Here is a 22,051-nt window from a genome sequence, read left to right as displayed (position 1 = left end):
TCGCCCCCCCTGCCGTCGGTGCGCCTTGAGCTGACCGGGTTCAGTTGCGCGCGGTGCGACGAGAGCGCCGCCCTGCTCGGTAAGGTGAACGTCACCTGGCCGGCAATGGCGGCGGTCCCGCTCTGGCGCGAGGGTCCATGACCCGGTCACACCTCACCGCCTGCAACAGGACGTGCGAGCGTAAGCTGTCGAAGCGGGTATGCGATGGCCGATGGCCCGCCCAACCACCCGCCTCCCGACCCGGCTTGCAGCTGCCAGTGAATCCGTTGTGCGCTGCCCTGTACATCTTGGAGTGCGTCTTGACAGACATAACGCCGCCCACCCTGAATCCGTTCGACGCAGAGAAGAGCGGGGATACCGACCGCGACCGCGTGCGGACCGTAGACATAAGCGCAGCCACGATGACCCGCATGCGCACCCCGTTCGCGTCCGGGGACACTGACCGCGGAAGTGCTGACGAGACCGACACTGGATACCGCCGAACCGCGGGGCTCTGAACACGTCAACCGCGGGCTGTGCCAACGTGGGTCGGCACAGCCGGCGGCGCCGGCTGGTTCAGCAGAACCAGCCGTCCTGTACCCAGCCGTTGCGGTTGACGTGACCGTAGGCGAAGCCGTAGATGTAGCCGCTGCTCCTGGGGCCCTTCACCAGGAAGGTCTGGCCGGCATACAGCGTGCCCATCCAGGCACCGCCCGGGGCGGTGCGCACGAACAACGAGTCGGCGCAGACGGTCTCGCGCACGCCGATGGTGCCCTTGGCGGCCTGCGCTGGCGAGGCCATCGCCAGCAGGGCCACGGCGGTCGTGGCGGCCCCGATGCAGGCCGCGCTGACGCGCCGGAATTGCCATGTCACCCCTCCTCCGTGCCGAATGGTGGAGGCCCTCAGCAAGTCCCACCCTCACAGCCCAGCAGTGCGCCTTCACGTTCACGGCCCGCCACCCGCTCGACTTCTCCCGGGGCTTCCCGCCGACACTGTTTGTCAAAAACACCGACTGCCTGGGCGAACAGATCCAGCGCGCCTTCCCCGACTCGAAGGTGGTCAAGTCCCTCAACCCCTCACCGCAGCGCTCATGGTGGGGCGCCGAAATGGTCCTGCCGATCTGGGTACGACTGATGGACCCGCTGAACACCCCGATCTTCAACGTCACGATCGTTCGCTGACCGGGACGCGCTCGATCCGAACGGCCCGGCGGCTGGCAACTAGGACCACTGGCCCATGTCTCTGCGTCCCGTGCGCGGTTACGCTTCGTCCACACGAGGCGTAGCGCCCTGGCGGTGTCTGGAGGCGAGCCATGGTACGCAGAGGTCTGGCTGTTCTGCTGGGTGCGGCGTTGGGGTTCGTGGGGCTGGCCGGGGTTGCGTCGCCGGCCCAGGCGCTGCCCACCCCGGCCGGATACTCGATCACCGGCGTTGACGTGTCCTACTTCCAGGGACCGTCGCTCGACTGGGCTGCGGTAGCCCGGGGCGGCGCGAAGTTCGCCTATATCCGGGTCAGCGAGCAGGATGGGCGAGCGGTGTCCCACAACAATCCCGATCCCTTCTACGCCACCAACTATGCCGGTGCCCGGGCCAACGGGGTGTACACCGGGGCGTACCACCGCGCCCGCCCTGACCTGAGCAGCGGCAAGCAGCAGGCGGACGTCCTGCTCGACTTCGCCCCCTACGTCTCCGATGGACGCAGCCTCCCGCCGATGCTGGACCTCGAGTGGCCCCGGGCCGACTGGGGTCTGAACGACTGCTACAACATGACACCCGCCCAACTGGTGGCCTGGATCCGGGACTTCGTCACCGAGATCGCGGTACGCACCGGTCGGCAGGCCATGATCTACACCAACACGAACTGGTGGAATCCCTGTACGGCCAGCAGCCAGAGCTTCGCGGCGAACCCGTTGTTCATCGCCAACTACTCACAGAATCCGCCGCCGTTACCGGCCGGCTGGTCGTCCTTCGCCGTCTGGCAGCACGCCGCGGGCACCCCCGTCCCCGGCTCCGACTTCTCCACCCCCGATCTGGACGTCTTCAAGGGCGACTACGCGTCTCTGGCCCGACTGCTCGGCGGTCCCGCGACCAGCCTGCTGGCGACCGTCAACAACCGTTACGTGACCGCGGAGAAAGCCGGCGCCTCCGCCTTGATCGCCAACCGGACCGCGATCGGCCCCTGGGAGCAGTTCGACCAGATCGATGTGGGGGGCGGATTCGTGGCGTTCCGCGCCCGGGTCAACGGCCGGTACGTCACGGCGGAGAACGCCGGTGCCTCGCCGCTGATCGCCAACCGCACAGCCGTGGGGTCATGGGAGAAGTTCCGAATCATCACCAACGCCGATGGCACGGTCAGCCTGCTGGCCAACGCGAACAATCGGTACGTGACCGCGGAGAACGCCGGCGCCCTGCCGTTGATCGCCAACCGGACCGCCATCGGCTCCTGGGAGAAGTTCCGCGTCGTCACGCCGCAGGTCCCTGTCAACCTGCTGGCCAACGTGAACCTCCGGTACGTCACGGCGGAGAACGCCGGCACCTCCCCCTTGATCGCCAACCGGACCGTGACCGGCCCATCGGAGCAGTTCGACCAGATCGATGTGGGGGGCGGATTCGTGGCGTTCCGCGCCCGGGTCAACGGCCGGTACGTCACGGCGGAGAACGCCGGTGCCTCGCCGCTGATCGCCAACCGCACAGCCGTGGGGTCATGGGAGAAGTTCCGAATCATCACCAACGCCGATGGCACGGTCAGCCTGCTGGCCAACGCGAACAACCGGTACGTGACCGCGGAGAACGCCGGTGCCCTGCCGTTGATCGCCAACCGGACCGCCATCGGCTCCTGGGAGAAGTTCCTCCGGTTGACCAGTTGACCGCCCGTCCAGCCGTACATCGATCGCCGTTCCGACCCCCGCCGGATCAGTCTCGTCAGGCCGTGCGCTGCCGGCCGCTGACGGCCAACTTTAGGGCATCTGCCGGTCCGGCCACGGCCCCCGAGGTGACTCGAAGCGGAACCAGGACCGGCCCTCCCGTGACCTGCGGCACCCTGCGAATGGGATCCGCTGGAGGATCAGAAGATCGTGACCGAAACGCCTCCGCCTACGTGCGCACCGGCCGTCGACCATCGCGTCGTGCGGCATCGACCTCGATCGGATCACGCAGGCCGTCGCCGTCATGCGCATCGCATCGGCGTGCTGCGGCCCCGGCAAGGACGGTGGTCATCACCCGCCCGAGGCTGTCCGGCTGCCGCTCAGACGGTGGGCCCGCGACGCCGAACGTGGCGCATCGAGCCCACATCACCGCCCGGCTTTCAGACCGGGTGCTCTCCCTTCGACGAGCCGGCCAGCGGTGGAACCGCCTACTAGGAAACGGCTCACCGGGCCGTGCCGTGGCGCCTCTGGTCACCACTTGTCCCACGGTACGGTCCAGTCGCCCACCCCGTCAGTGAGCGCCATCCGTCGAGGAGTGTTGCGCACATCGACCACGTCGCCGAGCCGGAACGTCTCGTAGAACCATCGGGCATCGGCCGGTCCGACGTTGATGCAACCGTGCGAGGTGTTCCGGTTGCCCTGCGCACCGATGTTCCAGTCAGCCAAGTGGACGAACTCGCCCGAGTACGAGATCCGCAGACAGAGCTTGATGACCTCGTCGTAGTAGTTGGGATCCTCGGGATCGACGATCCCGTAGCTGGCGGAGGTCATCCGGTGCGAGGACTCCCGGGTCATCACCACGTGCGGGCCGGAGCGCGTCCAGTAGCTGATGACCTCCCCGTTCGCGCCCACGGTGGTGCCGCCCTTGCCCATGCTGATCGGGACGTCCCGCACCATCTTGCCGTCGATGTACACCTTCATCCGGTGGGTGCTGGCGTCGGCGATGGCGATACGGGACGGGCCGATGGTGAAGTGCGTGCTGGCGTTGGCGCCACCGTAGACGCCCTTGCCGAGATCACGGCCGAAGAGGTTGACCTTCACCGAGATCTTCGTGCCCGGGGTCCAGTACCTCGCCGGCCGCCAGTGCGCGTTCTGGCCGTCGATCCAACGCCACCGTCCCTCGACGGCCGGCGTGGTCTCCACCAGCATCGCCTTCTCGGCCTCGGCGCGGTTCTTGACGGGCCTGCTGAAGTTCACCATGACCGGCTGACCGACCCCGTACGTGCCGCCGTCCTGGAGGGCGGCCAGCGCGTTGACCTGGAACGTGACGGCAGCGACCCCGGACGGCTTGACAGTGCGGAAGCTGCTCGTGTGCCGGGTCAGCGCCCCGGCGGAGTCGGCCGCCGACACGGTGACCGTGTAGGTCTTGCCATAGGCCAGCTTGCCGGTCGAACGCCACGTCTGACCGTCGCTGCCCAGCTTGCCGGCGACGGTCTTGCCCCCCGTGGCCACCGAGACGTCCTTGAGCGTGCCGCCCTCCACCGCCACGACGACCTGCTCGAGCGGCGACACCTTGGTCGCATCGGCAGCCGGGGTGACGGTCACTCGCACCTCGCCCGCGGGCGCACTCGCCACAGCCAGACCGGGCTGCGACCACGTGGCTCCGGACGGCGACCCACCGCTGCAACCCGCCGTCACCAGGCCGGCCGTGACACCCAGACCGGTGGCGATCAACTTTCGTCGACTGATCATCGCGTTCCTCTCCGCCCGGGAGAGTACTTGCCGACGGCGCGTCAGGGGAGTCGGCACCACGTCCTTGTCTTTCTCCACCCAACGGCCCAGACCGGCCGCACCGTAGTCCCGTGACAACGACCGGTTGCTCCTCGTCGTGGCCGTCGTCGAGTTCTCCTACGAGTCGCTGCCGCCGTGCATGCGGCGGCAACCGCCCAACGGCGTCTGCCCGCCGGCCCTCACCGTCTCGGCCGACGCCCTGCCGCGGCTCAACCTTCTCCTATCGCAAACAAAGGGAAGTATCGATCCCGGCGCGTTTCCTGGACGGCGCGCGAGCGGTTGTACCGGGCGTGACGGCGAAATCACCCGCCATCGACACGATCCCGTCGGCGGCGCTGCCCCGATGGCGCATCACCTGGGCGGAACGCGAGACCGACCGGCGACGCCGCGCGCACGACACCAGGACCGAGGCCTGGCACCGACGCAACGACCAGCTGATCCGGCTGCGGCTCGAGGCCGCCGGGTTCCTCGGTTACACGCAGCCGCGGACCGGGCTGCCGATGGACCTCGACGACGACGAGGTCGTCTACCGGGTGCTGCCGGCGGCGGAACTGGTCGAGGCCGACGCACGGCACGTCTCCGGACTACCCACGCCGGGGCTCACCATCGCCGCGAGCAGCATCGATGCACCCGGCGGCGCCCTGCCGCGGGGCCTGCGCGTCGTCGACGCCGGCATGGCCGTCGTAACCGACCGTCGGGTGGCCTTCTCCGGGCGGGAAGGCCAGCGGGAGTGGACATACGCGGGCATGGTGGGGCCCGCGCACCACCCCGACGTCCCCATCACCCTGCTGCACACCACGGACGGGAATCGGCTGACCGGGCTGCTGGTGCCGGCCCCGGCGACCGTGAACTTCCGCTTCTACCTCACCCTCGCCTTCGCCGCCGCCACCGGGCAGCGCGCCGCCATCGCCGCGCAGGTCGACGCACTGCGCGACGCCCACGGGCGCGCTCGGCCGGCGCCACCGCCACCGGCCGAGCCGGACCACGCCCCACTGACCGCGCTGCGTCCCGATCGCCGGGCGGCCATCGTCGCCGCGGTCGTCGCGTTGACATTCGCGACGCTGCCTGCCGGCACGTTCGGGACGGGGCACGCCGACCTGCCGTACCGGGCGGACGCAGGCGCAAGCGGCACCGCCACCGGCGTGCGGCACGCCATCGGCGCCACCGCTCTGAGGAGCCCTGACGAGCCGGTGGCTCCGGACAGCGGCACGGCCGCGTCGCCGACCGGCGCGCCGGCAGCTCCGGCTAGCGACGGCGTGCCGGGCGTAGCCGGACCGATCCCCCGCCAGCGTCCGACGAATTGGGCCACCTCCGCCGCATCGGTGGTCGCGGCCACGGGCCCGGCTGCCCCTCCGGCCCCGACCACCGGGCTGGCCCCGACCCCCCTTACTGCGCCGACCACCGGTCCGGCCCCGACCACGACACCGACCCCGACCACGACCCCGGATCCGACCACAGATCCAGCCCGGACCACCGGACGACCGTCGCCGCATCCCCCTCTGATCAACCGTTGTGTGGGCCCGCTACGGCCACCAGTGGCGGAGCGGCTGCTCTGTCCATCAGCCACCCCCTGAGTCTCGCCTGCGCCGCGGCTTCGGAGAGGCCTGGAGTCAGCGCGGCAGAGGGGGAAGCCCCAGCTCAGGGTGTTGTTCCCGAGCTGGGACTGGGTGCCTGGTCGCGGCCGGGCCGTCCCGGTCGGCGTGTCAGGTGCGGGGCGCGGCCACGGCGGCCTGAGCGTCGACGATGCCCCAGCCGTACGCCGGCGAGTAGACGCCGCGCAGGCCGGCGACCGGGGTGCGGGCGGTCGACATCAGCACCGGGTACACGTTGTCGAGGCTGCGCCCCTGGGCGAAGAGCAGGGCCGCGACTCCGGAGAACTAGGGCGTCGCCATCGAAGTGCCGGCGTAGGCGTCGTAGTCGCGCTGCCCGCAGGCGGCCGAGCCGGTGCCCACCGGGACGCTGGACCACACGTCGTCGTCGCAGTTGACGAGGCCCGCGCCACCAGGGGCGGCGACGGCCTTCAGGTCGGCTTTCGTGCCCAGGTTGGAGTACCACGCCTTCACCTCGTTCCGGTCGGTGGCGGCGACGCAGAGAGCGCCGGATTCCCAGGCCGGCACGTCGCACAGGGGGGCTGTCTCATTGCCGGCCGCGGCGATGACGGCGACGCCCTTCGTCTGCGCGTACGCGATCGCCTCGGTCACGTCGGACTCGAGCCCGGTGAGGGTGAGGGCCTGGGAGCCCGGCAGCGCCAACGGACGCGGCCGCCACCATGCTCAGCTCGCCTCCGGGCATCCGCCCGGTCGATATCCTCGCGGTCACGCTTCCCTGATCCCGCGATCGGCGGCAGCACAGGCAAGGAGCAACGAGCCAGTGACACCACCTGCTCAACCCGATGGGAGCCAGGCCGCCGGGCCAACCACGGTCGTCAACCTGGCGGGCCACCGCGATGACCCGGCGTACGCCGACGTGGTCTACGTCGGGCGCGCCATCTATCGCGGCGGCTGGCGCCTCCCGGACTCCCCGTTGGCCAGCCCGTACCGCCCCGGCCCCGACGGCACCCGGGACGAGGTGATCGAGAAGTACCGCGGGTACCTGCTCGGCCGCCCCGAGCTCCTTGCCCTCCTCCCGGACCTGCGCGGGCGCAGACTCGGCTGCTGGTGCGTACCGGAACGCTGCCACGCCGAGGTGATCGCGGAACTCGCCGACTCCCTGCCGCCGCCCTCCGGCTGACCGATGCTCGACCGGCACCTCAGGAGCCCGGCCGGGCATGAGCGACTTCGACCACGGCTCAACCGGCTGATCGACGCTCCACCACCCCGATCCGCCGCAGCCACCGAGGCTACTGATTCGGTCGCCTCAGCCATGGTTTACCGACGTAATCGTTGGTAGCGTGAGGCCTCGCCGACGGATTCAGGAGTCACAGGATGCTCGACCGCACCCGCGTCACCGCGCTGCTGGCCCGCGAGCGGGCGACATTCGAAGACCGGCACCCCCGCTCGGCCGCCGCGTACGCTCGGGCCGATCACCTCTTCGGCCGGGTCCCGATGACCTGGATGAACAAGAGCGCCGCCGGTTTTCCCATCCACCTCGACCGGGCCCGCGGCGCACGGGTGAGCGACATTGACGGGCACGAGTACATCGACTTCTGCCTCGGTGACACGGCCGCGATGGCGGGGCACTCCCCGGCGCCGGTGGTCGAGGCCGTCACGCGGCGCCTGGCCGACTTGGGCGGCGCGAGCACGATGCTGCCCACCGAGGAGGCCGCCGCCGTCGGCGCCGAGCTGGCCCGTCGCTTCGGGCTGCCGCTCTGGAGCTTCACCCTCACCGCCACCGACGCCAACCGGTGGGCGATCCGGCTGCTGCGGGCCGTCACCGGACGACCGCGGATCCTGGTCAACAGCTACTGCTATCACGGGTCGGTCGACGAGTCGCTCATCGTGGTCGGACCCGACGGGCAGGCGCGCAGCCGCGACGGGAACGTCGGCGCGCCCTACGACGTGACCCAGACGAGCCGGGTGGCGGAGTTCAACGACCTCGAGGGCCTGGCCCGGGAACTTGCCCACGGCGATGTCGCCGTCGTGCTGATGGAGCCGGCGCTGACCAACATCGGCATCGTCCTGCCCGAGTCGGGGTACCTGGCCGGTGTCCGGGAGCTGACCCGTGAGCACGGCACCTACCTCATCAACGACGAGACCCACACCTTTTCGGCCGGCCCGGGTGGCGCGACCGCGGCGTGGGGCCTGGATCCCGACGTCGTCACCATCGGCAAGGCGATCGGCGGCGGGATCCCCGTCGGGGCGTACGGGCTGTCCGCGGCGGTGTCGGCGGCGCTGAGCGGCCGCACCGACCTCGACCTGGTCGACATGGGTGGCGTCGGCGGGACCCTGGCGGGTAACCCGCTGTCGCTGACCGCCACCCGGGCCACCCTCGAGCAGGTGCTCACCGACGCGGCGTTCGCCGGCATGATCGACGTCGCCACCGCCTTCGCCACCGGCACCCAGAAGATCATTCACGAGTACGGCCTGCCCTGGTCGGTCAACCAGCTCGGCGCGCGGGTGGAGTACCGGTTCGTCTCCCCCGCCCCGCGCACCGGCGGAGCGTCGGCGGCGCACGCCGATGCCGAGCTCGAGGATTACCTGCACGCTTACCTGGCCAACCGGGGCATCCTGCTGACCCCGTTCCACAACATGGCCCTGATGTGCCCGCAGACCACCACCGACGACGTGGCGCGCCACCACGAGGCGTTCGCCGATGCGCTCGGCGAGCTGATCGGCTGACCGCCGCGCCGGCTCGGCAGGTCACCCGGCCGGGCGCCGCGCGTTGCGGGATCGGCGGCCGGGCCGAGAACTGCGGCTCTCCGCTGGTCATGCCCGCACGGGTCGGGGCTGACGCAGCCGTCGTGCTGCCGGAGGTGGTCACGCACCGTCGAGCCGCCCGGCACCTGCCCGGTGCTGGCCCACCAGGTCCGGTCAGGCACGACAGGTCCGCTCGACCAGTTCTGCCCAAGTAGGCCGAGCGTCAGCCGCTTCCGCCGTAAGCTGCCGCGAGTGAACTGGGCACGATCCCTCGTCGCGGTGGCGGCGACCCTGACCCTGGCTGCATGCGATTCCGCACCGGCCCCGAAGGCCGGTGCACCCGCCCGATCCGCCTCGGTGGCGGCGTCCCCGTCGCAGGCTGGACCCGCCGAGATCACGTTGGCCTTCGCGGGCGACGTGCACTTCGCCGGCCGAACGGCTGGCCTGCTGGGCAACCCGGCAACCGCTTTCGGGTCGATCTCGTCCACGCTGTCCGCCGCAGACCTCGCGATGGTCAACCTGGAGACCGCGGTCACCACACGGGGCACCCCGGAGCCGAAGGAGTTCCACTTCCGTGCGCCGGCGAACGCGTACGACGCGGTGAAGGCGGCCGGCGTCGACGTCGTGGCGATCGCGAACAATCACACCCTGGACTACGGGCGGGTGGGGCTGAGCGACACCTTGGATGCGGCCAAGGCCAGCGGGGTCCCGGCTGTCGGGGCAGGCGTCGACGCGGCGACGGCGTACGCGCCGTGGATCACCGAGGTACGCGGCACGACAGTGGCGTTTCTCGCCTTCAGCCAGGTCTCCGAGCTGTGGTCGTCGTGGAAGGCCACGGACGCCCGGGCCGGCATCGCGATGACGCGGGACCTCAGCCGCGCGGTCGCGGCGGTGCAGGCCGCCCGGCAGCACGCCGACGTGATCGTCGTGTACGTCCACTGGGGCGTGGAGGGCGAATCGTGCCCACCTGCCGAGGCGCGTGAGTTCGCCGGTGCGATGGCCGAGGCCGGCGCCAACATCGTTGTCGGCACCCACGCCCATCTGCTGCTCGGCGAGGGCTGGATGGGCAGGACCTTCGTCCAGTACGGACTGGGCAACTTCCTGTGGTGGCGGGACGACGCCTACAGCAACGACACGGGCGTGCTGCGGGTGACCCTGCACGGATCGGCGACCGTGAAGACCGAGTTCGTGCCGGCGTTGATCTCTCGGCGTACCGGCCAGCCCCAACTCGCCGATGGGGAGGACGCGGCCCGAATCTCCCACGAGTACGCGAAGCTACACGCCTGCACCGGACTCGCCGCGACACCGACCGCGCGGTCGCGCTAGCCAACGGCACTGCCGACTCCGCCTCCGGGTTCACCATCAACACGGCCTGCCGGCAACTGGCGTTGACCGGAGTCGACCCGCTCGTTTGATGCGGGCAGCAAGGCGTACGGCGACGGCCGGGACCGGCCCGTCATTCGCTGCTCGCCTGGTCGACACGGGGCAGTGGCTCGGGCCGCGGTCTGCCGCAGTTGAGGATGTTCGAGCACCGGCCTGCGCCACGAGTGAACTGGCACAGTTGGCGAACCGGCCGATAGAGTTTTTCAGATGCGGTTGAGGGTTCTCGGCGGGTGCGGTGCATGGCCGGAGGCGGGCCAGGCATGCAGCGGCTACCTCGTGGAACACGACGGGTTTCGGCTGCTCGTCGACCTCGGCTATGCGACCGTGCCGCGGCTGTTGGGACAGATCACCGCGGACCAGGTCGACGCGGTGTTCATCAGCCACGGACATCCCGATCACTGCGCCGACCTGAACCCGCTGCTGCGGGCGCGAGCGTTACGCGATGATCCGCCGGCGCCGCTACCGGTGTACGCACTGCCTGGCGCGCTGGATGCGGTGTTGGCGTTGGACCGCCCCGGGATGCTGGCTACCGCCTACGTTCTGCACGAGCTCACCGTCGGCGGCCGCCTCGACATCGGCCCGTTCCGCGCCGAGACCCGCCTGCTGCCGCACTGGGTGCCAAATGCCGGCGTACGGCTGACTGCGGGCGACCGGGTTCTCGCGTACACCGGTGACACCGGCCCGAGCCCCGACGTGGTGGAACTGGCACGCGATGCTGACCTGCTGCTGGCCGAGGCCACCTACGTGGATCAGGTGCCGGAGGACTCGCGGCGCTACCTGTCGAGCGCTCGCCAGGTAGGTCGGCTGGCCGCGGATGCCGGCGCCAGACACCTACTAATGACCCACCTCTGGCCAGGCACGGATCCGGCGGCTGCGCGAGCCGCGGCCGGTGACAGGTACGACGGTGAGGTCGGCGTCGCCACTGCTGACCTGGTCCTGGACCTTCGCTAGACCCCGGCTTTTCCTCGGCTTCGGACGCGCGTCCACGCCGGACAGACCTTCGCTCCGTCAGAGTTCACGAACGCGCACCCGTCGGCTATGATCGCGCGACCCGTGGCAGTTCCGGATTTTCGAATCACACCGGGCTCGTCGTTGACGACGGTGATCCACTGCCGCCGGGTGTTACGCATCGTCGGATACCGACGGCCGACCAAGCTGCCAATCTGAAGCGCGAGTGTTCGCGCGCCGAGGGTGACAGGGTCTCAGCTGGCGCAGTTGACGCAGGTACGCGCGGACGGCCGTACCGCAAGCCGTTCCGCCGGGATCGGCAAGCCGCATCGCTCACACGTGCCGTACGTGCCCACGTCCAGTCGTTCCAACGCGGCATCCAGGTCCGCGAGGCGTCGCCGCGCGCCGGCCAGCAGCGAGGCGACCTGTGCCCGCTCGAACGCGATGGTCGCGCCTTCAGGATCGTGTTCGTCATCGGCGTTCGAGGAGAGGGAAGCGTCGATGACGCCGTTCAGATCGCGGGTCAACGATGCGATCAGCAACTCGGCCTCGTCGCGCGCGCGCCGCAGAGCCTCCCGCGACGATCCGGCATTCATACCCAACTCCACCTTCCTACCCCTCAGGCGGCTGCCCACCGCCGGTCAGCGCGGCGGGGCGGCGGCGATCAGGGCGAGGCCGGTCTCCGGGTCCACCCGCTTGGCCAGTTCGGGCGCGACCTCGGTGATGACGACCTCCAGGGTGGGCCACACCTCACCGTGCAGCAGATGCCCGCCGAGGGTGCTGCCGTCGGGTCGGCCGAGCACCGTGTGCACGTGCAGCACCGGCTCGCCGTCCCGCTCGGCCACGTCACCGAGCAGCGACAGCACCTCGACCTGCCCGCCGATCGGGATCCGGAGATAGTCGCCCCGGTCCCGGTCGAAGTAGCCGACCTCGCCGCCGGAGAACCCGCCGACGGCGGTCACCTGGCCGGACCGTACGCCCTGGGCGGTCAGGGCCCGGCCGATGGTGGCCACCGCCTCCTCGCCCTTGTCGCAGACCACCACCAGGACCCGCCGGGTCTGGTGGTGCACCTCTTGAACTTTCATCCGTCTCCTCCTGTCCCTCTCGGCCGACCGCCGACCGGTCGGCCGTCCCGGTCCCGCGTCAGGCCACCCGGTACGGCTCGGCCTGCACGGTCCGCAGGTCGAGCCCGATGCCCGGGGCGTCGAGGTTCACCGGAGCGAGGCCGCCGGTCGCCCCGACCGCGCCGTCGAACAGCGTCGCCTCGATGCGCACGTGGTCGTGGAACCACTCCACGTGCCGCAGGTTCGGCACCGCGGCGGCGACCGGCAGGTGCTGATGCGGCGCACAGTGCGCGGACACCTCCAGCCCCGCGGCGGCGGCCACCGCGGCGGCGCGGAGGAACTCGCTGATCCCGCCGCACCGGGTGACGTCGATCTGGAGGCAGTCGACGTAGGGCGCCATCCGGTGGAAGTAGGCCAGGTCGTAGCCGTACTCCCCCGCCGCCACGTCGGGCAGCACCCGGTCGCGGACCAGTCCCAGCCCTGGCAGGTCGTCGGAGCTGACCGGCTCCTCGTACCAGCGCACGTCGAGGTCGGCGGCGGACCGCATCACCCGGACAGCCTGCTTCCGCCGGTAGGCGCCGTTGGCGTCGACGTACAGCTCGGCGTCGCCGATGGTGCGCCGGGCGGCGGCCATCCGGGCGAGGTCGCGGGACACCTCACTCCCCGACGACTCACCGATCTTGATCTTCACTCGGGGGATGCCCTCGTCGTGCACCCACTCGGACAACCGCCGGTGCTGCGCCTGCGCGTCGTAGGTGGTGAACCCGCCGCTGCCATACACCGGCACCTGGCGGCGGGCGGTGCCGAGCAGCCGGGCCAGCGGCAGCCCGTGCCGGCGGGCCTTCAGGTCCCAGACCGCGCAATCGGCGGCGGAGAGCGCCAGCCCGGCGACCCCGGGGCGGCCGGCGTTGCGCAGCTGTCGTTGCATGGCCGACCAGACGGCCGGCACGTCGTCCGGTTCGAGCTCGGCGACCACCGGGGCGAGCAGGTCGGTCACGACCGGGACCACGGCCGTCGGCCCGTACGTCCAACCAACTCCGACCTGTCCGTCGGCCTCGGCCCGGACCAGAACCATGGTGGTGCTGTCCCAGGCGAGGGTGCCATCGCCCTCCGGCGCGTCGGTCGGCACCTGGTACGCCGCCGCGGTCAGGCGCACCGTCGGTCACCGCGCCTTCCGGGCGGCCCGCGCGGCGAGTGCGGCGAGCGCGGCCACCGGGGCGAGCGCGGCCAGGCCGACCGCCCCGGCGGCGAGCCACCTCGCGGCCAGGGACGGCCGGGCCGGGCGCTTCGCCCACCGGCGTTCCGGCCGGGTCGGCACCTCGTCGGAGTGCAGGCCGGCGCGGAGCAGCTCGGCGAGGTGGATCGCCGTGCGGCCGCCGGAGGCGCCCTGCTCGACCTGGGTACGGCAGCTGAAGCCGTCGGCGAGGATGACGTCGGTGTCGGCGGCGTCCCGCAGGGCCGGCAGCAGCACCCGCTCGGCGCAGGCCTCGGAGACCTCGTAGTGCCCCTGCTCGAAGCCGAAGTTGCCGGCCAGGCCGCAGCAGCCGGAGTCGAGGAAGTCCGCCCGCACCCCGGCGTCCCGCAGCACCGCCTGGTCGGCGGCGGTGCCGAGGATCGCATGGTGGTGGCAGTGGGTCTGGATCAGCGCGTGCGCCGGCAGCGACGGCGGGCGCCACCCCGGGCTGTGGTCGTGCAGCAGCTCGGCCAGGGTTACCGTCTGCTCGCGCAGCCGGGTGACGTCCTCGTCGGCGGGGAAGAGCTCGTGGGCGTCACTGCGGAACACCGCCGTGCAGGAGGGTTCGAGACCCACCACCCGGGTGCCGGCGCGCAGGTGGGGTCGCAGCACCTCGACGGTCCGCTGCAGCACCTTCCTGGCGACGCCGAGCTGCCCGGTGGAGATCCAGGTCAGCCCGCAGCAGACCGGCTGTTCCGGCACCCGCACCCGCCAGCCGGCCGCCTCCAGCACCTCCACCGCCGCCTGCGCGACGCCGGGGTGCAGGTGGTTGGTGAAGGTGTCGGGCCACAGCAGCACCTCGCCGCGCGAGCCGTCCCCGCCCGGGGTGCGGTCGGCGAACCACCGCTGGAAGGATTCCGGGGCGAAGAGCGGAATCTCTCGGTGCCGGTCGATTCCGCCCACGAACTTTGCCAGCTGGCTCAGCCCGGGGGCCTGGGTCAGCGCGTTGACCACCCGGGGCGCCAGCCCGGCCGCCACCGCCACCGCCGGCAGCCAGCCCATCGAGTAGTGCGCGCGGGGCCGCAACCGACCCTGGTAGTGGTGGGACAGGAACTCCGCCTTGTACGTCGCCATGTCCACGTTGACCGGGCAGTCCGCCTTGCAGCCCTTGCAGGCCAGGCAGAGGTCGAGGGCGTCCCGAACGGCCTCGGACCGCCAGCCGTCGCCGATGGTGCCGCCCCGAGCCGTGCCGTCGAGCATCTCGAAGAGCAACCGGGCCCGGCCCCGGGTGGAGTGCTCCTCCTCCCGGGTGACCATGTAGGACGGGCACATCACCCCGCCGTGTTGCCGCCGGCACATGCCGACCCCGACGCAGCGCAGCACCGCCCGGCCGAAGCTGCCGGAGTCGTCGGGGTAGCGGAACTGGGTTTCCACCTCGCCGTGGTGGAAGTCGACGCCGAGTCGGAGGTGGCTGTCCAGCGGGTAGGGGGCGACCTTCTTGCCCGGATTCATCCGGTCGTCCGGGTCGAAGATCGCCTTGAGCTGCCCGAACGCGCGGATCAGCCGGTCGCCGAACATCTTCACCAACAGTTCGCCGCGGGCCTGCCCGTCGCCGTGCTCGCCCGAGAACGAGCCACCGTAGGACAGCACCAGGTCGGCGGCCCGCTCCACGAACGAGCGGAACTGGCGTACCCCGTCCGCGGTCGTCAGCCGGAACGGGATCCTGGTGTGTACGCAGCCCTGCCCGAAGTGGCCGTAGAGCGCGGCCTGATCGAAGTCGTACTCCCGGAACAGGCGGTCCAGGTCCCGCAGGTAGTCGCCCAGCCGGTCCGGGGCGACCGCCGAGTCCTCCCAGCCCTCCCAGGTGTCGGGCTCATCCGGTACGCGCGCGGTGGCACCGAGTCCGGACTCGCGCACCAGCCACATCTGCTCCTCGTCGGCCTCGTCGTCGAACCGGTGCACGCCGGAGGCGCCGTCGCCGCGCAGCGCGGTCACCATCCGGTCGGCGGCGGCGGCCGCCTCCTCGATGGTGTCGCCGCCCATCTGCACCATCAGCCAGGCGCCGTGCTCGGGCAGCTTGTGCAGGGCCTCCGGATGCAGGTGCTTGCGCTTCTCGAAGTTGATCAGCTTGTCGTCGATGCCCTCGATCGCGACCGGGTCGTGCGACAGGATCCGGGGTACGTCGTCGGCCGCGGCGCCGATGTCCGGGTAGGACAGAAACACGAGTGACTTGGCCCGGATCACCGGCAGCAGCCTCAGCCGCGCCCGCAGCACGGTGACGAGGGTGCCCTCGGAACCGATCAGCGCCTGCGCCACGTGAAAGTTCTTCTCCGGCAGCAGGCTGTCCAGATTGTAGCCGGAGACCCGGCGCGGGATGTCCGGATAGCGGGCGCGGATCTCCGCCAGGTACTCGTCCCGCAGCGTCCGCAACTGGCGGTAGATCTCGGCCTGGCGGCCACCGCGCTGCTGGATCTCGGCGTACCGCTCCTCGGTGGTCTCGCCGACCCACATCCGGGTGCCGTCATAGAGCAGCACCTCCAGGTCGACGATGTTGTCGACCACCTTGCCGCCGCGCTGCGCCGACGCTCCACACGAGTTGTTGCCGATCATCCCGCCGACGGTGCAGTGGCTGTGGGTGGACGGTCGTGGGACGAACTCCAGTCCCTCCGGTGCCAGCAGTTCGTTGAGCGTGTCGAGCACGATGCCCGGCTCGACCAGGCAGGTACGCGCCTCCCGGTCGACCTCCAGCAACCTGTTGCAGTACTTCGACCAGTCGATGATCACCGCCACGTTGGTGACCTGCCCACCGAGGCTGGTACCGCCGCCCCGGGAGAGCACCGGCGCCCCGTGCCGCCGGCAGGTGGCGACGGCGGCCACCGCCGCCTCGACGGTACGTGGCACCACCAGGCCGAGCGGCACGTCGCGGTAGTTGGAGCCGCCGGTGGCGTACGCCGCCCGGGCGCCGGCGTCGAAGCGCACCTCGCCATCCACCTCGGCCCGCAGGTCCGCGGCGAGCGCGGCCAGGTCGGTGCCCTCGGCCGGCTCGGGCGGGCGCAGGAGGGGCTCGGGCAGGGACACCACGCCGGTTCGCTCGCTCATGACCGCAGCTCGTTGATCTTGTCGCGGGCCACCGTCGCCAGGGTGGCTGCCTTGTGCGGCTGCCCACGCAGGAACGCCTCGGTGAAGTACTTCGCCTGGTCGTACTTCACCTTGCCGGGCATCGGCGGCTCGTTCGGGTTGACGTCGCAGTCGACCAGCGCCGGGCCGGGATGCGCGAGGGCCTCCCGGATCGCCCCGGGCAGCGCCTTGGGGTCGGTGACCTTGGCGCCGTACCCGCCGCAGGCCCGCGCCCAGGCGGCGAAGTCCGCCTCTGGCTGCCGGTGCCGTACCGCGTACTCGGGGTAGCCGAGGACGATCTGCTCCCAGAGGATCTGGCCGTACGAGTTGTTGTTGTTGATGACCACCTTGATCGGCAGGTTGTGCCGCACGGCGGTGAGGAACTCGGCCATCAGCATGGCGAACCCGCCGTCCCCGACGAACGCGATCACCTGCCGGCCCGGGTGCGCGTGCTGCATCGCGATCGCGTACGGCAGCCCGGGCGCCATCGTCGCGAGATTGCCGGAGAGGTAGAGCTCCCGGTCGCCGCGGATGGTCCAATGCCGGGCCGCCCAGGTGGCGATGGTGCCGGAGTCGCAGGTCAGGATGGCGTCCGAGGCGGCCGCCTCGTCCACGCAGCTGATCAGGTACTGCGGGGCGATCGGGTTTCGGGCCGGGTCCTGCAACGCGACCATCTCCGAGCGCCACCTGTCCCGCTCCTGCTGGTACCTGGTCAGGAAGGCCCGGTCGGTGCGGGCCTGGAGCATCGGCAGCAGCTGCTGCAACGCCAGTCGGGCGTCGCCGGTCACCGCGGCGTCCACCGGCAGCCGCATGCCGATCAGGCTGGCGTCGATGTCGATCTGGACCACCCGGGCCTGGCCGGGCGACGGCAGGTACTTCCCGTACGGGAAGGAGGTGCCCACCATCAGCAGCGTGTCGCACTCCTCCATCAGCTCCTCGCTCGGCCGCGTGCCGAGCAGCCCGAGGCCGCCGGTGGTGAGCGGGTGCTCGTCGGGCACCACCATCTTGCCGGGCAGCGTCTTGACGATCGGGCTGGCCAGCGCCTCCGCCACCGCCAGCACCTCGTCCCGCGCCTCCCGCGCCCCCACGCCGACCAGCATGGCGATCTTGTTCCCGGCGTTGAGCACCTCCGCCGCGCGGGCCAGGTCGGCCGGCGCCGCCGCCATCGGGGACTGCGACACCACCGTGCTGCTCGTCGGCGGCTCCCCCGGGCTGACGTGCCGGTAGGGGTCCTCGCCGGCCGTGGCGACCTGCACGTCGTTCGGGAAGGTCAGGTGCGCGACGGTCCGCATCGCCAGGGCGTGCCGAATGGCGATGTCGACCACCCCGGGCACCTGCTGCGGGTTGGTCACCATCTGGTTGTAGGCCGCCACGTCCTGGTAGAGCAGCATGGTGTGCACCTCCTGCTGGTAGTGCGCGCCCAACACCGAGGTCTCCTGCATGCCGGTGATGGCCAGCACCGGCACGTGGTCGAGCTTGGCGTCGTACAGCCCGTTGAGCAGGTGGATGGCCCCCGGACCGGAGGTGGCGCAGCAGACACCGAGCCGGCCGGTGGCCTTGGCGTAGCCGGTGGCCATGAAGGCGGCGGCCTCCTCGTGGTGCACCAGTACGAACTTCAGCTTCTCCCGCTGCCGGCGGAAACCCTCCATCAGCCCGTTGATGCCGTCACCCGGCAGCCCGAAGACGGTGTCGACGCCCCACTCCACCAGTCGTCGGGCCAGGCGTTCGCCCACGATCTCCTGCACGTCACGCCTCCTGATCTGGAGTTCCCGCGTTCTCGGCCCCCGCTGGTGCCGGCCTGCATGCCGCCGGTGACTACCGACGCCGGCCCGTGTGGCGCGTCGATCGCGTACGGACGCGCGCGCTGCGGCAGGACGGCGTCGAGCTGTCCCGGGCGGCCGCCCGGACGTGCCGATGTTCCGGCAGCTACCCCTGCCCATTCGTCCCAAACGTCCGACCCGATGCATTTTCCGGCAGGCTGCCGACGCGCCGGGGCGCACCACACGTCTCAGGTCCGCCCGCCACCGGTCGACGCCTTGTCCGCGGCCTCCGGCGGTGCCGCCTGCTCCGCCCGCTCGCGCTCCTGTCGCCGCCGGTCCCGACGGCGGTGCAGGAGGGCCGCGACCAGCAGCGACCCGGCGGCTGCCGCGCGTCCCCACCGACGTAGGGCGGCGCGGACCGGACCGGGCGGCGGGGCCGGGGGCGGCCCGGGCACCACGACCCGGTCCACCCCGGGGTACGCGAGCCGGGCCGCCGAGGCGGCCTCCTCCTCCGACAGCACCGCCCGGTTACCGGTGAGCACGACGTGCCGGTCCTCGTCCCGGTAGCGCCAACGCCACAGGTCGCCCTCCGGCCACATCTCGATCCGCTCCCCCGGCCGGTCCCGGGCGGGCGTCTCCGACTCACCGGAGTCGGCTTCGGGCGGCCGGGCCGACCGGTGTGCGGCCCGGCGCAGGTCCGCGCGGGTGAGCCCGCCGACACCGGCGGCGTCGCCGCGCCGCAGCGCCCGCGCGACCAGGAACGCGAGCAGCCCGGCGAGCAGCGGCAGCACGAGCACCAACACCCGGAACAGCGACAGCAGGTCGTAGACGGGCACCCGGACCAGCCGGGCGATGATGTCGTCCCCCGCGGCGACCGTCAGCACCGCGTAGAAGGTCAGCGCGCCGACCCCGACGCCGAGGCGGACCGGGTGGTCCCGGGGCCGGTCGAGCAGGTGGTGCGCCCTGCGGTCCTTCGTACGGACCCGTTCGGCGAACGGCCAGGCGTAGAGGGCGAGGAAGGTCACCCCGCCGAGCACCACGCCGGGGAAGAGCGGGCCCGGAACGAGGTGCCCGGCGATCCGGAACTCCCAGGGCGGGAAGAGGCGCAGGGCGCCGTCGCCCCACGCGACGTACCAGTCGGGCTGCGCGGGCGAGGTGGCCTGGGCCGGTTCGAAGGGGCCGTAGAGCCAGACCGGGTTGATCTGGACCAGGCCGCCGAGCGCGAACAGCACCGCCAGCAGCCAGGCGAACAGGGCGAGCGAACGCAGCGTGTAGCTCGGCCACAGCCGGGAGCCGACCACGTTGTGCTCGGTGCGCCCCGGTCCGGGGAACTGGCTGTGCTTCTGCCGCACCAGGATGCCCAGGTGCAGGGAGATCAGGGCGACGAGGACGGCCGGCACGAGCAGCACGTGGGCGACGAACATCCGGGGGATCATCGCGTCGGAGGGGAACTCCCCGCCCAGGGCCAGGGCGGCCAGCCACGCCCCGACCAGGGGGATCGACTCCACCACCGAGGTGAGGATCCGCAGGCCCACGCCGGAGAGCAGGTCGTCCGGCAGGGAGTAGCCGGTGAACCCGTTGGCCAGGGCGAGGGTCAGCATCGTCACGCCGATCAGCCAGTTGAGCTCGCGGGGTTTGCGGAACGCCCCGGTGAAGAAGATCCGGGACAGGTGCAGGACGATCGCCGCGACGAAGACCAGCGCCGCCCAGTGGTGGGTCTGCCGGATCAGCAGGCCGGCCCGGATGTCCCAGCTGAGCCGGACCGTCGAGGCGTACGCGGCGGAGGTGGTGGCGCCGTCCAGCGGGGCGTAGTCGCCGTGGTAGACCCGGTCCGCGTTGCTGGCGTCGAAGAAGAAGGTCAGGTAGACGCCGGTGAGGAGCAGCGCTACGAACGAGTAGAGCGCGATCTCGCCCAGCATGAACGACCAGTGGTCGGGGAAGACCTTCGCCAGCGCCCGGCGGGTGATCGGGGAGAGCCGCAGCCGGTCGTCCAGCGCCCGGGCCAGCCGGTCGGTGATCACGGCGAGCTCCAGAACCCGGCGCCGGGCGGGGCGGTGAAGTCACCGGTCGCGCGGAGGAAGCCGTCGGGGCCGACCTCGATCGGCAGCCCGGGCAGCGCCCGGGCCGCCGGCCCGGCCACCGGCCGGGCACCCGCCAGCAGGTCGAACGACGACTGGTGGCAGGGGCAGAGCAGCTGCCCGGTGCCCTTCAGGTAGACCCGGACGGGACAGCCGGCGTGCGTGCAGAGCAGTGACCAGACGACGAGGCCGTCCAGGTGTCCCCCGGAGGGCGGCCGGGAGAAGCGTTGCGGTTCGAGGCGTACCGCGAAGGCGGGGCCGTCCCCGGCGTCGACGTTGCCCTCGGGGAACACCGCGACCACCGTGTCCGCGGGTACGTCGTCCGGCCGCAACGGCCGCCCGTCGGCGTCGACCAGCCGCACACCCGCTCCCCAGGGCGTGTCCTTGAGTGCCCGCAGCGGGCGGGCCCGGTCGAACGGCAGCAGGGAGCGCAGCGGGAACAGCGCCGCGGCGCCGAGCGCGGTCAGCGCCAGCCCGAGCGCGGCGAGCAGGCCCCGCCGGCGTACCGGACTGTCCGCCGCAGTCAGCACCGCGGCGGTCATCGCCTGCTCCGTCGGAGGTGGGGTGAAGCCCTCGTGTTCCTCGACGTACCCGCCGGCCGGCACGAGCCGTCGCGCCCAGACGGCCAGGCCCACGGCCAGCCCGGCGAAGGCCACCGCGAGGCAGATCCCCTCCCTCGCGGTGTTTCCGCCCAGCCCGTACGTCACGGCGAAGCCCACCGCCCCGGCGGCGCTGACACCGAACGCGGCGACGATCCGGCGGCTCGCGGCCCGCTCGGTCGCCGACGGGCGCCGGCCGCTCACTCCCCTGCCCTCCGGCCCAGCCACCGGGCGGCGGCCACCAGCAGACCCAGGGCGGCCAGCCAGGCGACCAGTCCCTCGGCGAGCGGGCCCAGCCGGCCGAGGGGGTTGCCGCCCCGGTCCAGCCGCTCGCCCCGCAGCCGCTGCACGTAGGCGGCCAGGTCGTCGACCTGCCGGTCGTCGAGCACCTGGCTGGGGAAGACCGGCATCAGGCCGGGACCGACCCGAACCGCCTCCGCCACCTGCACGGCGGTGCTGTCGTACAGCGGCGGGGCGATCCATCCGTTGGTCAGCGCGGTGCCCGCGCCCGTCGCCCCGTGGCAGGGTGCGCAGTTGGCGGCGAAGATCTCCCGGCCGGAGACCAGATCGCCCGGCGCGACCCGGGGAATCTGCGGCCCCCCGCCACCGAAGCTGGCGACGTGATCGACCAGCGCCGAGATGTCTTCGGCCGAGAACACCGGTTCCCGGCGGCGCGCCTGCTGCACCTCGTGCGACAACGGCATCCGTCCGGTCGAGACCTGGAAGTCCACCGAGGCGGGGCCGACGCCGATCAGGGACGGCCCCCGCTGTGCGCCCTGTCCCTGCGCGCCGTGGCAGCTCGCACAGTGCTCCAGGTAGAGCTGGGTGCCGCGGTCGCCGGAGGCCGGGGCAGCGGCGGCCGGGGCCGCCGAGCCCGCCGGTGTCCGTACGGGGGTGAGGGCCACCGGTCCGGCGGCGAGCACCAGCGCCGCGCCCACCGCGAGGGCCCGGCGCGGGTGCGGGTCGGGCAGGACCGTCGCCACTCGTGGTCGCCGCACCG

The 22,051-nt window shown here is 71.8% G+C and carries 20 protein-coding genes; 7 read left to right on the top strand and 13 right to left on the bottom strand.

Features of this window, described 5'->3' with window-relative positions:
• Window positions 1-555: 555 nt before the first annotated feature.
• Window positions 556-852: a hypothetical protein gene (locus ACTWO6_RS16050; RefSeq protein WP_446220413.1), complete on the bottom strand. Its 297-nt coding sequence runs from the start codon at window positions 850-852 to the stop codon at window positions 556-558.
• Between ACTWO6_RS16050 and ACTWO6_RS16045 the strand changes: the two genes are divergently transcribed.
• A complete protein-coding gene (locus ACTWO6_RS16045) occupies window positions 846-1,160 on the top strand; it encodes a hypothetical protein (protein WP_446220412.1) in 315 nt (104 codons plus the stop codon). The two genes, ACTWO6_RS16050 and ACTWO6_RS16045, sit on opposite strands and share 7 nt — an antisense overlap.
• Window positions 1,161-1,291: 131 nt before the next feature.
• Entirely contained in the window at window positions 1,292-2,845 is a 1,554-nt protein-coding gene (locus ACTWO6_RS16040; protein ID WP_446220411.1) for a GH25 family lysozyme, read from the top strand.
• Between the two features lie 226 nt (window positions 2,846-3,071).
• Here the strand turns inward: ACTWO6_RS16040 and ACTWO6_RS16035 are convergent, their stop codons facing one another.
• Both ACTWO6_RS16035 and ACTWO6_RS16030 read right to left on the bottom strand, forming a co-directional pair.
• Window positions 3,072-3,197: a hypothetical protein gene (locus tag ACTWO6_RS16035; RefSeq protein ID WP_446220410.1), complete on the bottom strand. Its 126-nt coding sequence runs from the start codon at window positions 3,195-3,197 to the stop codon at window positions 3,072-3,074.
• A gap of 176 nt (window positions 3,198-3,373) precedes the next feature.
• On the bottom strand, window positions 3,374-4,447 hold the full coding sequence (locus ACTWO6_RS16030) for a L,D-transpeptidase (RefSeq protein ID WP_446220409.1): 1,074 nt from the start codon (window positions 4,445-4,447) through the stop codon (window positions 3,374-3,376).
• 476 nt (window positions 4,448-4,923) lie between these two features.
• Here ACTWO6_RS16030 and ACTWO6_RS16025 point away from each other — a divergent pair, with 476 nt between their 5' ends.
• Complete coding sequence (locus tag ACTWO6_RS16025; RefSeq protein ID WP_446220408.1) at window positions 4,924-6,207, top strand: hypothetical protein; 1,284 nt, start codon at window positions 4,924-4,926, stop codon at window positions 6,205-6,207.
• A 129-nt stretch (window positions 6,208-6,336) separates the two neighbouring features.
• On the opposite strand, the gene ACTWO6_RS16020 is transcribed toward ACTWO6_RS16025, so the two are convergent.
• Both ACTWO6_RS16020 and ACTWO6_RS16015 read right to left on the bottom strand, forming a co-directional pair.
• Entirely contained in the window at window positions 6,337-6,459 is a 123-nt protein-coding gene (locus ACTWO6_RS16020) for a hypothetical protein (protein WP_446220407.1), read from the bottom strand.
• A 51-nt stretch (window positions 6,460-6,510) separates the two neighbouring features.
• Window positions 6,511-6,834, bottom strand: a complete 324-nt coding sequence (locus tag ACTWO6_RS16015; protein ID WP_446220406.1) for a S8 family serine peptidase — start codon at window positions 6,832-6,834, stop codon at window positions 6,511-6,513.
• A 169-nt stretch (window positions 6,835-7,003) separates the two neighbouring features.
• Here ACTWO6_RS16015 and ACTWO6_RS16010 point away from each other — a divergent pair, with 169 nt between their 5' ends.
• From ACTWO6_RS16010 to ACTWO6_RS15995, 4 genes are all read left to right on the top strand, one after another.
• The gene (locus ACTWO6_RS16010; RefSeq protein ID WP_446220405.1) at window positions 7,004-7,363 is read left to right on the top strand and encodes a DUF4326 domain-containing protein; all 360 of its coding nucleotides are present in this window, start codon (window positions 7,004-7,006) and stop codon (window positions 7,361-7,363) included.
• Between the two features lie 194 nt (window positions 7,364-7,557).
• Entirely contained in the window at window positions 7,558-8,910 is a 1,353-nt protein-coding gene (locus ACTWO6_RS16005; protein ID WP_446220404.1) for a transaminase, read from the top strand.
• 270 nt (window positions 8,911-9,180) lie between these two features.
• The gene (locus ACTWO6_RS16000; RefSeq protein WP_446220403.1) at window positions 9,181-10,254 is read left to right on the top strand and encodes a CapA family protein; all 1,074 of its coding nucleotides are present in this window, start codon (window positions 9,181-9,183) and stop codon (window positions 10,252-10,254) included.
• 264 nt (window positions 10,255-10,518) lie between these two features.
• Complete coding sequence (locus tag ACTWO6_RS15995) at window positions 10,519-11,262, top strand: MBL fold metallo-hydrolase (RefSeq protein WP_446220402.1); 744 nt, start codon at window positions 10,519-10,521, stop codon at window positions 11,260-11,262.
• A gap of 251 nt (window positions 11,263-11,513) precedes the next feature.
• Here the strand turns inward: ACTWO6_RS15995 and ACTWO6_RS15990 are convergent, their stop codons facing one another.
• The 8 genes from ACTWO6_RS15990 to qcrC all read right to left on the bottom strand — a co-directional run bounded on the left by ACTWO6_RS15990 (window position 11,514) and on the right by qcrC (window position 22,049).
• On the bottom strand, window positions 11,514-11,867 hold the full coding sequence (locus ACTWO6_RS15990) for a TraR/DksA family transcriptional regulator (protein ID WP_446220401.1): 354 nt from the start codon (window positions 11,865-11,867) through the stop codon (window positions 11,514-11,516).
• Between the two features lie 33 nt (window positions 11,868-11,900).
• The gene (locus tag ACTWO6_RS15985) at window positions 11,901-12,344 is read right to left on the bottom strand and encodes a PPC domain-containing DNA-binding protein (RefSeq protein WP_446220400.1); all 444 of its coding nucleotides are present in this window, start codon (window positions 12,342-12,344) and stop codon (window positions 11,901-11,903) included.
• A 58-nt stretch (window positions 12,345-12,402) separates the two neighbouring features.
• Entirely contained in the window at window positions 12,403-13,479 is a 1,077-nt protein-coding gene (locus ACTWO6_RS15980; RefSeq protein ID WP_446220399.1) for an enolase C-terminal domain-like protein, read from the bottom strand.
• Window positions 13,480-13,485: 6 nt separating this feature from the next.
• Window positions 13,486-16,596, bottom strand: a complete 3,111-nt coding sequence (locus tag ACTWO6_RS15975) for an FAD-binding and (Fe-S)-binding domain-containing protein (RefSeq protein ID WP_446220398.1) — start codon at window positions 16,594-16,596, stop codon at window positions 13,486-13,488.
• On the bottom strand, window positions 16,593-18,359 hold the full coding sequence (locus ACTWO6_RS15970) for a thiamine pyrophosphate-dependent enzyme (protein ID WP_446220397.1): 1,767 nt from the start codon (window positions 18,357-18,359) through the stop codon (window positions 16,593-16,595). The genes ACTWO6_RS15975 and ACTWO6_RS15970 overlap by 4 nt, the downstream gene beginning before the upstream one ends.
• Before the next feature lie 263 nt (window positions 18,360-18,622).
• Window positions 18,623-20,395 (bottom strand): cytochrome bc1 complex cytochrome b subunit, encoded by a 1,773-nt coding sequence (gene qcrB / locus ACTWO6_RS15965; protein WP_446220396.1) that lies wholly within the window; start codon window positions 20,393-20,395, stop codon window positions 18,623-18,625.
• Window positions 20,392-21,255, bottom strand: coding sequence for a QcrA and Rieske domain-containing protein (locus ACTWO6_RS15960; protein WP_446220395.1), 864 nt, complete (start codon window positions 21,253-21,255; stop codon window positions 20,392-20,394). Before ACTWO6_RS15960 ends, qcrB begins: the two co-directional genes overlap by 4 nt.
• Window positions 21,252-22,049 carry a cytochrome bc1 complex diheme cytochrome c subunit gene (gene qcrC, locus ACTWO6_RS15955; protein ID WP_446220394.1) on the bottom strand — a complete coding sequence of 266 codons (798 nt, stop codon included), beginning with the start codon at window positions 22,047-22,049 and terminating at the stop codon, window positions 21,252-21,254. The genes ACTWO6_RS15960 and qcrC overlap by 4 nt, the downstream gene beginning before the upstream one ends.
• Window positions 22,050-22,051: the final 2 nt, after the last annotated feature.

The organism is Micromonospora sp. IBHARD004 (assembly GCF_052814115.1).
Note: the sequence above shows the minus strand (reverse complement) of the source record. Positions and strands in the feature narration are given on the sequence as shown.